Genomic DNA, 14,953 nt, shown 5'->3' on the forward strand with positions numbered 1-14,953 from the left:
CTGTACAGTGAGTCTGCTGTGTATTCAGGTGCTGATGAGATCAGCCAGCCGGAATTCCCCGATACGGATAATCTGTTCTATGCATTCCCGCATTTCGTCGGCGCGACTGGCAGCCAGACGTTGCGTGAAGTTGCGGATAATACTTTGCCGGTCATGATTGCGTACAGCGATGATGAACGGAAAACCGAATTTTTCCTTATATTCGGCATTTAAACGTTGTAACTGCGCAAATTCTTCCGCGCTGCACTGGGTCAGACCTGCGCCACTTTGTTCACGACTGGACTCTGCCGTCAGCTCGCCACGTATCGCTGCTTTTCCCGCTAATTCAGGATGGGCGCGGATCAGTTTCAGCTGCGCACTTTCCGCCGCAGTTCTGACGGCATCCGCCATCGCCTGGTGTAAGGCCGCCCTGCTGGCAAATGGCCGCTGCGCGACAACCGCTTCAGCCACCCACGGCGAGTGTTCAAAAATACCGCCAAGAACATCGACAAACGCCTGCGCAGAACAAAGGTTCAATTCATCTAAACTGTAAGTCTTGCTCATGCTGCGGCTCCCTCTGTTCCTACAGCTCCTGCAGCTTGTGGCTGGTAAGGATGCGTCTTCATCCAGTGCTGCGCGATGTCGATGCGACGGCAAATCCAGACCTTGTCGTGTGCCTGTATGTAATCCAGAAAACGCTGCAAAGCACGGAACCGCCCAGGTCTGCCCAGCAAGCGGCAATGCATGCCCACCGACAGCATTTTCGGCGCATTGTCGCCATCCGGATCACCCTCTGCATACAGCACATCAAAACTATCTTTTAAATACGTATAAAAATGATCGGCAGTATTGAACCCCTGCGGCGTGGCAAAACGCATGTCATTACTGTCCAGCGTATACGGCACCACCAGATGCGGTTGCTGCTCGCCCGCGCTGGTGCTGACTTCAGTCCAGAATGGCAAATCATCGCCGTAGTAATCGGCGTCATAAGTAAAGCCGCCATGCTCAACCAGCAAGCGCCGCGTATTCGGCGAATCACGCCCGGTGTACCATCCCAGCGGCGCGGTGCCTGTCAGATCACGCATGATCTGCACTGCCTGCTGCATATGTTCGCGCTCGATTGCCTCATCCAGATTCTGGTAATGTATCCAGCGCAAACCATGACAGGCAATTTCATGTCCGAGCGCACCAAATGCCTGCGTCAGCTCAGGATGCCGCTGCAACGCCATCGCCACACCAAACACCGTCAGCGGTAAGCCGCGTTTTTCAAATTCGCGCAAAATCCGCCAGACGCCAGCGCGCGAACCATATTCGTAAATCGACTCCATCGACATGTGCCGCGCTTCATATGCTGCCGCACCGACGATTTCTGATAAAAACTGTTCCGATGCCTTGTCGCCATGCAGCACGCAGTTTTCACCGCCTTCTTCGTAATTCAGAACAAATTGCACCGCAATTCTTGCCTGACCCGGCCATTGCGCATGCGGTACCTGCGCTCCGTAGCCAATCAGGTCGCGTGGATAAGCTGCTGTCATACTCATAAATTAGTTGCTCCGTGAATGCCCGAGAACGGCTTTTAAATCAAAACCCTTGCCAGCATTTTTCGGCGTGGGACAGGCACACTGATGCAAATGTTGTGCCATTGCGTGCAAGGCTGCTTTTTTATCCTGACGCTCCAATGCCGCCAACACCTGAAAATGCTCATCAAATGAACAGGGGCGCGTCGTTGCCACTTCCTTATTCGAAATCATCAGCGTTGTGCGCGAAACGAGGCGGCGCAGCATATCGACCAGTAAATCATTGCCGCTCAGACGCGCGAGTGCGATATGAAAATCGGCCGACAGACGTATCCATTGTGGCCGATCGCCACTTTCATAGGCGTCCCGTTCACGCTCGACCATGCGCCGCAGTTCAGCAATCGCGCTGGCATCAGCGTGCTGCAAAACTTTTTCCAGCGCCATCTGTTCCAGCGTCTGGCGCAATTCAAACATGTCGTGCGCCTCTTTTTCGCCCGGGCTGGCAATAAACGCACCACGGTTGGGCTCCAGATCGACCAGCCCGTCAGCAGCCAGTTGGCTTAATACTTTGCGTACCCCGTGTCTGGCCATCTGATAAATCTGGCTCAGAGATTGCTCAGTCAATTTAGTCCGCGCCGGTAAACGGTGATCCATGATCGCATCATAAATATCGCGATACATGTGCTCTTCCTTCTCTGCCAGTGTCGATGTGCGGCGTGTTTCAGATGAATTCATGCTGAGTGAAGAATAAAAATAGTGAGGCATATTTAATCACGATTGTCGACAATATTAAATATGCCGCAGTATTCTTTACGAAATCACTTACATAAATAGCTGTTTTTATTCGATTTTATTTATTTTTATTTGACAGGCTTAAATTATGGCAATTAAGATTGTCGACAATATTTTCAAATCAATGAAACAAGACTGACGCAATTTGTCCCGGCAAGACATAGCAACGAAGCCGGGGTGGCTCTGCGTAAGTCCTATGAAATAAGGATCACATGGGACGCATTACCACACATGTACTCGACACCGCCCACGGCAAGCCCGGGCGAGGCATCAGCATTGCGCTATATCGTGTCAGCCCACAGCAACGCAGTTTGCTGTGTGAGCGCGTCACCAATGCCGACGGCCGCTGCGATCAGCCGTTGCTCGATGGCGATGCGATGGAAGTCGGCACCTATGAGCTTGATTTCGACATCGGCACTTATTTCGCTGGTTTGGTACCTGATCTGCCGCAACCACCATTTCTGAGTATCGTGACTTTGCGGTTTTCTATCGCCGATGCCAATGCGCATTATCACGTGCCACTGGTCGCAACGCCGTGGAGTTATTCAACCTATCGCGGCAGTTGAGGTAGAAGACGCAACAAACTTCTGGCAATGCAGACCTTGCCTCTGCATCTGGAAAAAATAATCTGGAAAAAAAATGGAAGCATATTTATTTGACTGGGCCAATCTGTTGCTGCGTTGGCTGCATGTCATCGTCGCAATTGCCTGGATAGGTTCATCTTTTTATTTCGTCTGGCTGGATAACCATCTGACTGCGCCAAGTGATCCGCAACTCAAGGCACAAGGCGTCGGCGGTGAATTATGGGCGGTACATGGCGGCGGCTTTTACAATCCGCAAAAATATCTGGGTGCCCCACCGAAATTGCCGGAACATCTGCACTGGTTTTACTGGGAGTCTTACAGCACCTGGCTATCGGGGTTCAGCCTGTTTTTGCTGGTATATATTTTTAATGCCCGCACTTATCTGATCGACCCGTCTGTTGCCAACCTCACGCCTGCAATTGCAATCGCGGCGGCCTTAGGTTTTCTGGCACTCGGCTGGCTGGTGTATGACTTGTTGTGTCGCTTATTAGGTAAGAATGAAAAACTGTTGTCAGCATTGATTGTCGCTTACGTCATCGCCGCCGCCTGGGCTGCCTGCCATTTATTTTCCGGTCGTGCTGCCTTTCTGATTACTGGCGCGATGATCGCGACCATCATGAGTGCAAACGTGTTTTTCTGGATTATTCCGGGACAGCGTAAAGTCGTGGCGGCCATGAAAGCGGGAGCCCCGGTTGACCCGGTGCACGGTCAGCGCGGCAAACAACGCAGTGTGCACAATACTTACTTTACGCTGCCGGTCTTGTTTGCAATGCTCTCGAATCATTACAGTATGACGTATAACCACGCACAGAACTGGCTGGTGCTGGTATTAATCATGGTCGTGGGCGTTCTGGTACGACAGTTTTTTATCCTGCGCCATAAAGGTAAAACCAGCCCTATTTATCCGCTGCTGGCGATCGTCATCCTCGCTGCGCTGGCTGCGTGGATGGCACCCATAGCTGCGTCTGTCAGCGCGACAAAGGAATCACCGGCAGCGCAGTTTGCCCAGGTTCAGCAAGTGGTGCAGGCACGCTGCATACAATGTCATGCGGAACACCCGACGCTGATGGAATTTCCCGCCAAAGGACTCATGCTGGATAAACCTGAGCAGATCAAGGCGGCATCGCAACTAATTTATCAACAAGTGGTGCAACAAAAGCTGATGCCGCTGGGGAATCTGACGCATATCACTGACGAAGAACGCGCTGTCATTGCGCGCTGGGTAGAAAACGATACGGCCAATATGGCTGGCACAAAATAATCAAGAAAGTAATCGAGAAAGACATACTATGGCCATCATCACGCTCGACCCGAATGCTCCTGAATTTACCCGCCGCTATCCGAATCTCGCTGACCCGCGGCTGGGCGCAAAAACACTGGCCTGCAGCGACGATTTTTTTGCCAAGATGGCGCGCATGTTGAATCCTGAACCCGCTGTCTTCATTCCCGGCAAGTACGATACCAATGGTAAGTGGATGGATGGCTGGGAATCCCGTCGCAAGCGTGTCAATGGCCATGACTGGTGCGTGTTGAAACTTGGTCGCGCCGGGATACTTAAAGGTGTCGATATTGATACCAGCCATTTCACCGGCAATTACCCGCCAGCCGCCGCAATTGAAGGCGCATTTCTCGCCAGCGGCGAACCGGATGACCAGACCGTTTGGCAAGAAGTGCTGCCATCCGTGAACCTGCAAGGCAACAGCCATCATTATCACGAGATCAGCAGTACGCAAGTTTTTACACACTTGCGCCTGAACATTTATCCGGATGGCGGCGTCGCCCGTTTGCGCGTGTATGCACAACCGGCAAACGACTGGACCAACGCTGATCCGCATGCGCTGCACGATCTGATTGCGATGGAAAATGGCGGCTATATTGTGGCAACGAACAACCAGCATTTCGGGCTGGCATCCAATCTGCTGATGCCGGGACGCGGCGTGAATATGGGCGATGGCTGGGAAACCCGACGCCGCCGCGAGCCTGGTAATGACTGGTGCATCATCGCACTGGCACACGCCGGTATCGTGCAAAAAATCGAAGTCGATACCTGCCATTTCAAAGGCAACTATCCAGACAGCTGTTCGATACAGGCCGCATCCATGGCGGGCGGCACGGACACTTCGCTGATCACGCAATCGATGTTCTGGCCTACGCTGTTACCGCAACAAAAGCTGCAAATGGATCATCAACATTATTTTGCAGAAGAGCTGCAATCGCTGGGGCCTATCACGCATATTCGTCTGAATATTTTCCCGGACGGCGGCGTCTCACGCTTGCGTCTGTTGAGTAAAATCGCCTGACAATCTTCACCAAATCACAATGTCCGCGACATGAAAACACTCACTATCTCTCCTCTGACACGAGCGGCGTTTGCGCCGTTTGGCGAAGTGATCATGACGGATGGCGCGCGCCATTACCCGATTAATCAAGGTACTACCGAGCGTTTTCATGCCCTCGCCTGCGCTGACACGCACAGTGAAAATGGACAAACTATACTCAGCCTGTTTCGCGCGCAGCCACGCCAACTGCCGCTGCCAATCACCATTATGGAAAGGCATCCGCTAGGCAGTCAGGCATTTGTCCCGCTGACACAAAATGAGGAAGACGAATATCTGGTCGTTGTCGCACCGGCGGGGGAATTTGATGAAAACAAGATGCAGGCTTTTTTGTGCAAAGGCTTGCAAGGCGTGAATTACGCTAAAGGCGTCTGGCATCATCCGCTGATCGCCCTGCATAAAGTCAGCGACTTCATCGTCATGGATCGCATCGGCCACGGTCACAACTGCGATGAAATCACGCTGGATGGCAGTTGGGTACTCGCCTGAACATTTCACACACCGCGCATTAAATCAACATTCGCAAGCGCCCTGCACTATTCTTTTCGCATATCAGATGGAAGGTACAAACAAAAACGCAGGCAAAAAAATAGCCCGCTAAGAGCGGGCTTAAATCCAAACCTTAGGAGGTGTTGGAGGAGACAGGTGTAACTATATCGCACCGCAACAAATACGCAAACGACTATTTTTGCATATCAAACATTCACAAATCAGATATCTGAAAACGATAACAAATTACCTAGAAGAAATCTTATTTCAAATTTTTATCGTTTCTATTGAATTTTTTAGTGCTTACCGGAAAAAGGACAAAAAAAACCCGCGACCTTGCGGTTGCGGGTTAAATCCAAACCTTAGGAGGTGTTGGAGGAGACAGGTGTAACTTTACTGCAGTGCAGCAAACATGTCTGCTTTATTTTCGATATATCAATCATCACCGCAAAGAATATCTGCGCACCATGCTCTGCGAATGTCTGTTGAAGATGTTTTCTTATACCGACTATGCATGCGGGTGAATGAAAAAATCAGCACAACACGACCTTCCGCGGCTCAAGATCAGACAGTGGCCTTGGCGTCTGAACGACTCAGGAACACTTTCCTTATTTTTATTCACATTCCGCGTCGGTGCTGATGCCCGCCTCTGTGGAATCTGGTATCGTTCTCTCTGATATGCTTGCTGCAGACGATGCAGCGACTTCACGTCGAAAAAATAAATTGCGTCCTGCTGCGGCTCACTATCCATCCCGATACCAGCCAGCACATCTGCAACGCAATCCGGAGACTCGTATGAAACTAATAGATCCTATTGTTCAATTCCAGGCAGAAATTCAACAAATTCGCCGTGATATTCACGCTCACCCTGAGCTTTGTTACGAAGAACACCGCACCGCAGACGTCATTACGCGCCAGTTGCAACAGTGGGGCATTCCTGTTGTTTCGGGTTTAGGCGGCACTGGCGTCCTGGGCATCATTAAGAACGGTAACAGCACGCGGGCGCTTGGTTTGCGCGCCGACATGGATGCCTTGCCTATGCAGGAAATCAACAGCTTCCCGCACCGCTCGCAGCACGAAGGAAAAATGCACGCCTGTGGCCATGACGGGCATACGGCAATGCTGCTAGGTGCCGCGCATTATCTGGCGCAACACCGCAATTTCGACGGCACGGTATATCTGATTTTCCAACCGGCGGAAGAAGGTGGCGGTGGCGCTTCGGCGATGATCAACGACGGTCTGTTTGAAAAATATCCTATGGAAGCGGTGTTCGGCATGCATAACTGGCCGGGCATTCCGGCGGGCTCATTCGGGCTGACACCGGGGCCGATGATGGCCTCATCGAACGAATTTTATGTCACAGTCAAAGGTAAAGGCGCGCATGCAGCGCAGCCACATAAGGGTATTGACCCTATCATGATCGCGATACAGATTGCGCAAAGCTGGCAAACCATTGTCAGCCGCAATGCCAGCCCGCTGGAATCAGTGGTGCTGTCGGTCACGCAGATTCACGCGGGCAGCGCCACCAATGTGATTCCCGACGATGCGCAGCTGGTCGGCACCGTGCGGGCTTTCAGCAATGACATGATTGATCTGGTTGAACAACGCATGCGGGCAATTGCCACACACACGGCGGCGGCGTTTGATGCCGAGATTGATTTTGAATTCCGGCGCAATTATCCGCCACTGATTAACCATCCGGTGGAAACTGCATTTGCTGCGGAAGTGTTACGTTCTGTGGTCGGCGACGAGCGCGTGAATGCGCAGGCCGAACCGACCATGGGCGCGGAAGATTTCGCGTTCATGCTGCAAGCGAAACCGGGCTGCTATGTCTTCATCGGCAACGGCGAAGGTGATCATCGCGATGCCGGTCATGGTCTGGGCCCCTGTAATCTGCATAATCCCAGTTACGACTTCAATGATGATTTGCTGCCCATCGGCGCGACTTACTGGGTCAGGCTGGCAGAAACTTACTTGAAAAAAGCCACCGACGCAGCCATCTGAGACAACAGACAAGCTACAATTTCAACCTTCATAACCGGACACGATTTCACATGGCAGACGAAAAAGACAATAACGACGTACAACGCAGCCCCTTCCTCGAAGAGAAAGCATTTAAATCCCGCACCGTGCTGGTTTTCGGCACCATCAACGATAAACTCGCAGCCGATGTCAGCAAACGCCTGATCGCGCTGGCGGCAGAGTCGAAAGACCCAATTACTTTGCTGGTTTCTTCGCCAGGCGGTCATGTTGAATCCGGCGACGTGATTCATGACATGATCAAATTCATCGATGTACCGGTGAATATGGTTGGTACTGGTTGGGTAGGCAGCGCTGCCGTCAGCGTTTTCCTGTCGGTGCCAAAAGAACGTCGTGTCTGTTTGCCGAACACACGTTTCCTGATTCATCAACCTAGCGGCGGCTGCGGTGGTCAGGCAACGGATATCGCGATCCAGGCGCGCGAAATCGTCAAAGTGCGTGAACGTATCTCGGCATTGATTGCGCGCGAATCCGGTCAGACACTGGAGCGCGTGACGAATGATATTGACCGCGATTACTGGATGAGCGCAGAAGAAGCGCTGGAATATGGTCTGATTTCACGCACCATCATCAAACAGAGCGACATCGCTTAATTGCCATTCATCCTGATTCCTGTATTTCAGGGCTTAATTCGGGGGGTAAATATACTCCCTCCCAGTATATTTTGAAGCCCTTTAAATATAAGGACATGAGCGGTGAATACTAAAAAAGCAGGGGGAGTATATGCTCCGCCCTGCTTTTTTTACGCCACGGCTGTGCCTGCCAGTACAAGACTAAGCAACATCAAAACTCTTCCCAGTCTGCGGTGTCGCCCGCTTTTTCAACTGCTTTCGCTGCTCGCTGCGGACTTTGCCGGACACTGGATGACGCAGATTTGATTGCCGTGCTGTTCGTTTCCTTTTTGCCCGGCTTTGCCATCGTTTTTTTTGTCGCGTCAGCAGTATTGCGATTCACCAGCATTGCAGATGCGTTCGGCGCCGCCGTCTGGCTCTGATCTAATTTGAACACGCTGACGACGCTGCTGAGTTTTTCTGCCTGCCCTTGCAATCCGGCAGCGGCAGCGGCGGCTTCTTCGACCAGAGCTGCATTTTGCTGCGTCAGCGTGTCCATATTAGTAATCGCATCATTGATCTGCGCGATACCAGCGCTTTGCTCCTGACCGGCGGCCGTAATCTCGTTGATCATGTCGCTGACGCGCCGCACGCTGGCCACCACTTCGCTCATCGTGTCGCCCGCCTGATCCACCAGCCGCGTGCCTTGTGCGACTTTATCGACAGAATCGTTGATCAGCTCTTTGATTTCTTTCGCCGCACTGGCAGACCGTTGCGCCAGATTGCGCACTTCCGACGCGACCACCGCAAAGCCGCGACCCTGCTCACCGGCGCGCGCCGCCTCCACCGCAGCATTGAGCGCCAGAATATTCGTCTGGAATGCGATACCATCAATCACGCCGATGATGTCAACGATCTTGCGTGAAGATTCATTGATCGAGCCCATCGTCTGCACCACTTGCGAAACCACGTCGCCACCTCTTTGCGCCACTGCCGAAGCAGAATCCGATAACTGATTCGCCTGGCGCGCATTGTCTGCATTGTGATGAATCGTCGAAGTGATTTCTTCCATCGAGGACGCGGTTTCTTCGAGCGAACTTGCCTGACTTTCAGTGCGCCCCGACAGATCAAGATTACCTTGCGCGATTTCTGTCGCCGCAATGGTGATGTGATCCGTCCCCTGCCGCACTTCGCTGACCACCTTCAGCAAGTTATCGTTCATGTCTTTTAAGGCTTGCAACAGCATGCCGGTTTCGTCTTTACTGCTGGCTTCAATGTGACTGGTCAGATCACCGGACGCTACTGTCTGCGCGACTTTTACCGCATTCATCAGTGGCCGTGATACCAGACGGGCAATCCAGAAAGACAATGCCAGTCCCAGCACAACACAGATTGCCAGCGCCACTAAAATCAGCGAACGCGCCGTTTCATAAACCTGCGTGCTATGTTCATAGGCAGCGATCCCGCCATCAGACTGAATTTTCACCATCTTATCGACATGGTCGCGCAACCGCGTATTCACTTTTGACGAGGTGGTGCGTAGCAGGCTGACGGCTTCCGTCGAATTACCGGCTTTGGCGGCGGTAATCATCTTATCGGTGATCTGCAAATAGTCCGCCATCAGCTTTGCATATTCATCGTAATTCGCTTTCTCTGCCGCATTCGTCATCATGCGGCTGTAATCCGCTTCGATCTCGCGCAATCCGCTAATCGCTTCCTTTGTTCTGGTCACGTATTTTTCAACTTCCTCGGGACTTTCCGCAAACACCATTTGCGCCTCTTGCGAGCGTATGCGTGAAACACGTTCCTTGATGCCCATCGCTGCTTTGACGCTGGGCATCCAGTTCTCACCCAGATCTCTGGCTGCTGTGTTGACCTGAGCAAGTTCAGTCACAGAAAAAATGCCGATGAAAATTGTGATCAACAACAAACAGAGCGAACTGATTAAGAGCTTGACAGATATTTTCAGATCATAAAAAAACGACATAGCTTACTCCGGAAGTAATGTTGATATGGCACGCAGCAAATGCGGAATGCATCTGCTGCGATGAATCAGTACAACGGAAAATGCAGATCAGGTGCGGCAACGGCATGATGAACGGCAGACGAAAAACACAATTTTTCGCCTGGCACATCGGTGGAACATATTTGTATTGCGGGACAATTTCATGTGAAGCTCCGGAACAGGATCAGACATCACAATTGCGACAAATATTGAAAAGACTTTGTGTGAGATTTGGAAAAAATAACGATGGAATAAAAAGAACGCGATACGCTCCAGCGCTTTTTCAACACACAGAAAAGAGACTAACTGTTAGTGACTAAAAAAGCAAAAGGGGAAAAGCAACTATGCTTTTCCCCTTTTTCAGTTCAGACGACGATTATTGCAAGGTAGTAATAACCTTGACAGTGGAATCGACCGCCGATTTTTCGATATAGCCAATTCCGGTAGGATTAGCCGCAATCGCTTTTTTCACTTCAGCCGCAGACTGGTACTCTTTTGGTGCAGCGGCCTTACCCGTAAACACCAGCTTGGACCAAATCGATTTCACTTCAGATAAATCTTTACCGGCTACTTTTTTATAAAATTCAGCACGTACCGGTGAATTTTCTGGCAGGTCAACCGGTGTAAACATCGGTGATTTTCCCAGAAAGAACTGTGATGCCTGTGCTGCCGTCATCGCTGTCGCCGGGTTCGCAGGATTCACGATCACGACGATATCGGAGGCACTCGCACTCGCTGCAACAGAGGAAAACGCTGCGGCGAGCATGACTTTTTTCAAAAATGTTGTCATCGCCATCTCCTCAGAATACAAAATCAACCGCAGCAGCAAACACGTTTACCGGGCCTTTAAAGCCAGGTTTGGCGTTGATAAATACGCCATTGCCGTTATCTGGAGACATACGATCAAATTGCACTTTTAATGCAGCCGATTTATGGAAGTCCCAGCGTACGCCTATGCTATTGCTGGTCTGAATCGGAGAAGCTGAAGCCAGTGCATTGGCACCTGCTGTGTAAGCCAGCAAAGGACCGGATGTCGGTGTTCCGGCAACCGTTCTGGCGCTATCCTGTTTTGCAGAAGCATGCACAAAATACGGCAGGAAACTGCCTGTACGGTAACCAAACATGGTGTACCACGAAGTCGTGTCAGCAACAGCCAGACTACCGGATTTACGCTTACCGTATTCCGCCTGCACAACGACGTTTTTCCAATCTACGCCTAAGCCCAGAGAAGTAAACGACGCTTTAGTGTCCTGCACCGCAATCGCATTCGCGGCACTGGTGTAGCCATATTTATTCAGGCCGCTGACCAGTGTGTTCAGATTGACAGAATTATCAACAGACACGTTGGTATCAACACGACCAAAACGCACCGTGAACGGGCCGTTTTCCAATGTCACGTTGAAGCTGGAGAGTTTTTTAAATTTCGCTTTGTAGCCCGGGCTTTCATTCTCGGTCACACCGTAGGCCAGTTGCGAAGAAATGTTAGTTTCGCCGACAGCAGTCTGATAAGTCGCATCGACACCATCAATGCTTTCCAGCAAAACCTGGGTGTACATCTCGACTGGTGGACGCAACATCGTGTTGGCATAACCAACATTGCGATAATCAGAAATCATGTACACAGGCAAGCCCATGCGGCCAACGCGCACGCTTAACTGATCGTTCACTTTGGCTTTGGCAAATGCCCATGCCAGCTCTGCGCCAAAATTATCAGTGACGTTTTTACGTACCAGCCCCTGGCCAGTAAAAGACAACCAGTCAGTTGCTTTTGCAGTCACCTGAATCCCAAAATTGGAATCCACGCCTGTTTTTGCGCCTGTTGTCACACCGGCTAATTGATTCGGGCGTGCAAATTCTGCATCCGATGTATTAGTGCGTGTCAGAGCCGCAGTACCAAAGCCGCTGATCGTCACATTAGAACTGTCGTCAGCCCATGCAGCGGATGCTGCGACTGACATTGCCACTAAGGCAGTTAAAGTTTTTAATTTCATGTTTCCTCCTCGTAATGAAATAATTCTAGCCTTCAGAATTATTTCCACAAAGAAGCAAAAATGATAGAAATTAGCTAATAATCGCACCAATTTAGCGCCGCGATTTATCACAAACATCGAAAATATAGATTTTTTCCCTATGGTGAAGAACGGTTCAGATGGCTTGAACAGGGATGCTGGAAAATCAAAAAAACCGATTAGAGCGATATTTCCATTTCACGATTTCTTACAAATCCGTTGCTTATTCTCTACACAGAAAACGAGAAATAAGCCACGGATTTGAAAGTAAAAACATTGAGCGAATGTTGGTCAGAAATCAGCGCTGACAGACAAGCTCCAGCTGCGTGCAGGCTGGAAAGTATATTGATCGAAAGCGACGCCTTTGCTATTGGCTGAGACAGCAGTCACATCCTGTTGATCAAACAGATTATTGATTCCTAACTGCGCCTTGACGTTTTTGACCAATGAGCCAACGGCTTTCCAGCGATAACCTATCGTCAGATCGGTCGTCAGGTAAGACGGTATTTTGTAAGCAGCTGGCTCGCCGTCTTTTGCATATTGCGTGCCGACATTTTTAGCAATCAGCGAACCATACAAACCGTTCGCTTTGTACAAAAGACCAAATGCACTGGTGCTCTCTGGCGCTTTCGCTACTTGCAGACCCGTGTCTTTAGCTTTTGCACTATTCAAGGAAGCATTGGCATGAACAGAGAAGCCATTACCGACGTAATACGTGGCTGCTGCCTCGATACCTTTGTAAACGACGCCGCCCTGGTTGTAATACACCAGATCGTTACCACTGCCGGTGGAGGCGATCTTATTATCAAAGTCGATGTAATAAATATCGGCATCCAGCGTCAGATTGTGCGACTGATGCACAGTCCCAAGCTGATAATTCGTTGATGTCTGCGCTTTCGGCGTGCTCAGATTCGGGTTGTTCACATAAAACATGGACAGATCAGGCACCAGAAAACCTTTGGCAATCTGCGCATACGCAGACCATTCTTTATTCACACTGTAATTCGCGGTCAGGAATGGCAACGTCGATGTGTAGGTCTGTTCCGCATTCGTCGCGATACGTGTGCCCTGATTCACAGAGGCATCAAGTTCGCGTTTGAAATGCATGTATTTCACCCCCGGTGTAATCGTTAAATCAGGTGCGGCACTCCATTCAAATTCAACGAAGGGTTGATATTGCTTCCAGGAGGAACGCTGTTCGTAAGACACACTTTTCGGTGCGCTTGATTCTTTAGGATTCGGCAAGCCCAGAGTCCAGTCCAGATCATAGGTATGACGGTTGGTATTTGAACTTTCCAGCCAGACACCGGCGCGCAATAAACCAGCATCAAATTGATTGGTGGCTTTGAAAATATCGCCGTTCACACGATACGCATTGAGCTTGTTGTAACCCGGAACATTCTTATTTCCGGCAGCACCGGCTTTGGTGCCATTCGCTGTTGCACCACTGGCATCCTGACCAGAATAAGTATCGTTATTGTACGAATAGGTATAGAGCGTATTGTCGATATTCCAGCCAGCAAACTTCGATTGCAGACGGATATAGTCAAAATCCGTCGTTTTGTAGTTGAAGTTATAGCCGTAATAATTCTGGCTCGTCGGATCGTTGTTCAGGGCGTAGTTTTTACCGAACTGGGCCACCTGATTCAAAGTCACACCGCCTTTATCCGGGACATAGCTGTTGATCTTGTTATAAGTGGAAAACACAGTCAGCACGGTATCCTGAGCAAGATTGCGCTGGAATTTGAACTGATAATTGTCTTCGGTGACGCTGCTGTAAGTCAGGTAACCGTCGGATGTCAGGCGCGAAGCATTAAACATCATCTGCGCATTGCCAAAACCCGACAACATACCGCTGTCGATCTGCGCACCATACATGCGGGTATTCCAAGAGCCAAATGTCGAATACGGTGTGAAATTAAAATCCGCCGACAATTCTTTAGAGAACAAATTAATAGAACCGCCGAAAGTGGCTTGCCCCAGATTGCTGGCGTTGCCCGGGCCGCGCTCGATCACCATGCCGCCGATGATGCGTGCCGGGAAATAAGACGTGGAATGATGCGTAGGATTATTCGTATCACCAAAAGGGATACCGTCATACGTCATGTTGTATTCGCCATCCTGAAAACCACGTAACGTGACTTTGGATTCGGCAAGACCAGGGCCATTGGCAGACACGCCGGAACCCACACTCGGCGCAATCCGCGCAACGGCATTGAAATCAGCCAGATCAGTCACCGACTGTTCAATAAAAGTCGCGGTGATAATTGATTGCGGTTGCGTCGCTTTCAGTGAGCTTTGTACCGGAGCACGATTGCCGACACTCGAACCACTGATCACAACCCTTGATTTGATCGCTTCCGCGTCCAGCGCTGAATCAGATTCAACAGTACTTTCAGCCTTAACCACTGACTGCGCCTGAGCGTGGTGCGCAACCATCAGCGTGATGGCGAACACGACCTGGGCTGACATCCGTTTGCGTGTCAATTGTGGTCGGGATTGCTGCTGGGATTGCTGCTTAATTTGTTGCGATTTCCGGGACATCATCTTGCCTTCCATTGAACTTGGTGGGTAGAAAACTCACAAGTCTAGGCAGGCGGTATGACGTCAGGATGAATTTAGCTGACAGTCAGATGACATGACAACAGAAT

At 50.6% G+C, this 14,953-nt stretch carries 13 protein-coding genes; 6 read left to right on the forward strand and 7 right to left on the reverse strand.

What is annotated here, in order from left to right; genetic code table 11:
* Positions 1-24 precede the first annotated feature (24 nt).
* The 3 genes from uraD to H8K38_RS06425 are packed head-to-tail and all read right to left on the reverse strand — an operon-like array spanning position 25 to position 2,231.
* Positions 25-543, reverse strand: coding sequence for a 2-oxo-4-hydroxy-4-carboxy-5-ureidoimidazoline decarboxylase (uraD, locus tag H8K38_RS06415; protein ID WP_186883969.1), 519 nt, complete (start codon positions 541-543; stop codon positions 25-27).
* Positions 540-1,520 (reverse strand): allantoinase PuuE, encoded by a 981-nt coding sequence (puuE, locus tag H8K38_RS06420; RefSeq protein ID WP_255422848.1) that lies wholly within the window; start codon positions 1,518-1,520, stop codon positions 540-542. The genes uraD and puuE overlap by 4 nt, the downstream gene beginning before the upstream one ends.
* A gap of 3 nt (positions 1,521-1,523) precedes the next feature.
* Positions 1,524-2,231 carry a GntR family transcriptional regulator gene (locus H8K38_RS06425; protein WP_186883970.1) on the reverse strand — a complete coding sequence of 236 codons (708 nt, stop codon included), beginning with the start codon at positions 2,229-2,231 and terminating at the stop codon, positions 1,524-1,526.
* 269 nt (positions 2,232-2,500) lie between these two features.
* Between H8K38_RS06425 and uraH the strand changes: the two genes are divergently transcribed.
* The 6 genes from uraH (at position 2,501) to H8K38_RS06455 (ending at position 8,330) form a co-directional block, all read left to right on the forward strand.
* Positions 2,501-2,854 (forward strand): hydroxyisourate hydrolase, encoded by a 354-nt coding sequence (uraH, locus tag H8K38_RS06430; RefSeq protein WP_186883971.1) that lies wholly within the window; start codon positions 2,501-2,503, stop codon positions 2,852-2,854.
* Positions 2,855-2,927: 73 nt separating this feature from the next.
* Positions 2,928-4,133, forward strand: coding sequence for a urate hydroxylase PuuD (locus H8K38_RS06435; RefSeq protein WP_186883972.1), 1,206 nt, complete (start codon positions 2,928-2,930; stop codon positions 4,131-4,133).
* Positions 4,134-4,161: 28 nt separating this feature from the next.
* On the forward strand, positions 4,162-5,172 hold the full coding sequence (gene alc / locus H8K38_RS06440) for an allantoicase (RefSeq protein WP_186883973.1): 1,011 nt from the start codon (positions 4,162-4,164) through the stop codon (positions 5,170-5,172).
* 30 nt (positions 5,173-5,202) lie between these two features.
* Positions 5,203-5,697 carry an ureidoglycolate lyase gene (locus tag H8K38_RS06445; protein WP_186883974.1) on the forward strand — a complete coding sequence of 165 codons (495 nt, stop codon included), beginning with the start codon at positions 5,203-5,205 and terminating at the stop codon, positions 5,695-5,697.
* A 795-nt stretch (positions 5,698-6,492) separates the two neighbouring features.
* Positions 6,493-7,701: a M20 aminoacylase family protein gene (locus H8K38_RS06450; RefSeq protein WP_186883975.1), complete on the forward strand. Its 1,209-nt coding sequence runs from the start codon at positions 6,493-6,495 to the stop codon at positions 7,699-7,701.
* Positions 7,702-7,751: 50 nt separating this feature from the next.
* Positions 7,752-8,330 (forward strand): ATP-dependent Clp protease proteolytic subunit, encoded by a 579-nt coding sequence (locus H8K38_RS06455; RefSeq protein WP_186883976.1) that lies wholly within the window; start codon positions 7,752-7,754, stop codon positions 8,328-8,330.
* Positions 8,331-8,520: 190 nt separating this feature from the next.
* On the opposite strand, the gene H8K38_RS18630 is transcribed toward H8K38_RS06455, so the two are convergent.
* From H8K38_RS18630 to H8K38_RS06475, 4 genes are all read right to left on the reverse strand, one after another.
* Positions 8,521-10,275: a methyl-accepting chemotaxis protein gene (locus H8K38_RS18630; protein WP_186883977.1), complete on the reverse strand. Its 1,755-nt coding sequence runs from the start codon at positions 10,273-10,275 to the stop codon at positions 8,521-8,523.
* Between the two features lie 394 nt (positions 10,276-10,669).
* On the reverse strand, positions 10,670-11,083 hold the full coding sequence (locus tag H8K38_RS06465; protein WP_186883978.1) for a hypothetical protein: 414 nt from the start codon (positions 11,081-11,083) through the stop codon (positions 10,670-10,672).
* A 10-nt stretch (positions 11,084-11,093) separates the two neighbouring features.
* Positions 11,094-12,284: a hypothetical protein gene (locus H8K38_RS06470; RefSeq protein WP_186883979.1), complete on the reverse strand. Its 1,191-nt coding sequence runs from the start codon at positions 12,282-12,284 to the stop codon at positions 11,094-11,096.
* Positions 12,285-12,593: 309 nt separating this feature from the next.
* The gene (locus H8K38_RS06475; protein ID WP_186883980.1) at positions 12,594-14,849 is read right to left on the reverse strand and encodes a TonB-dependent receptor; all 2,256 of its coding nucleotides are present in this window, start codon (positions 14,847-14,849) and stop codon (positions 12,594-12,596) included.
* Between the last annotated feature and the right edge of the window lie 104 nt (positions 14,850-14,953).

Source organism: Undibacterium sp. FT79W, assembly GCF_014284215.1.
In the GTDB taxonomy this organism is placed as follows: Bacteria; Pseudomonadota; Gammaproteobacteria; order Burkholderiales; family Burkholderiaceae_D; genus Undibacterium; species Undibacterium aquatile.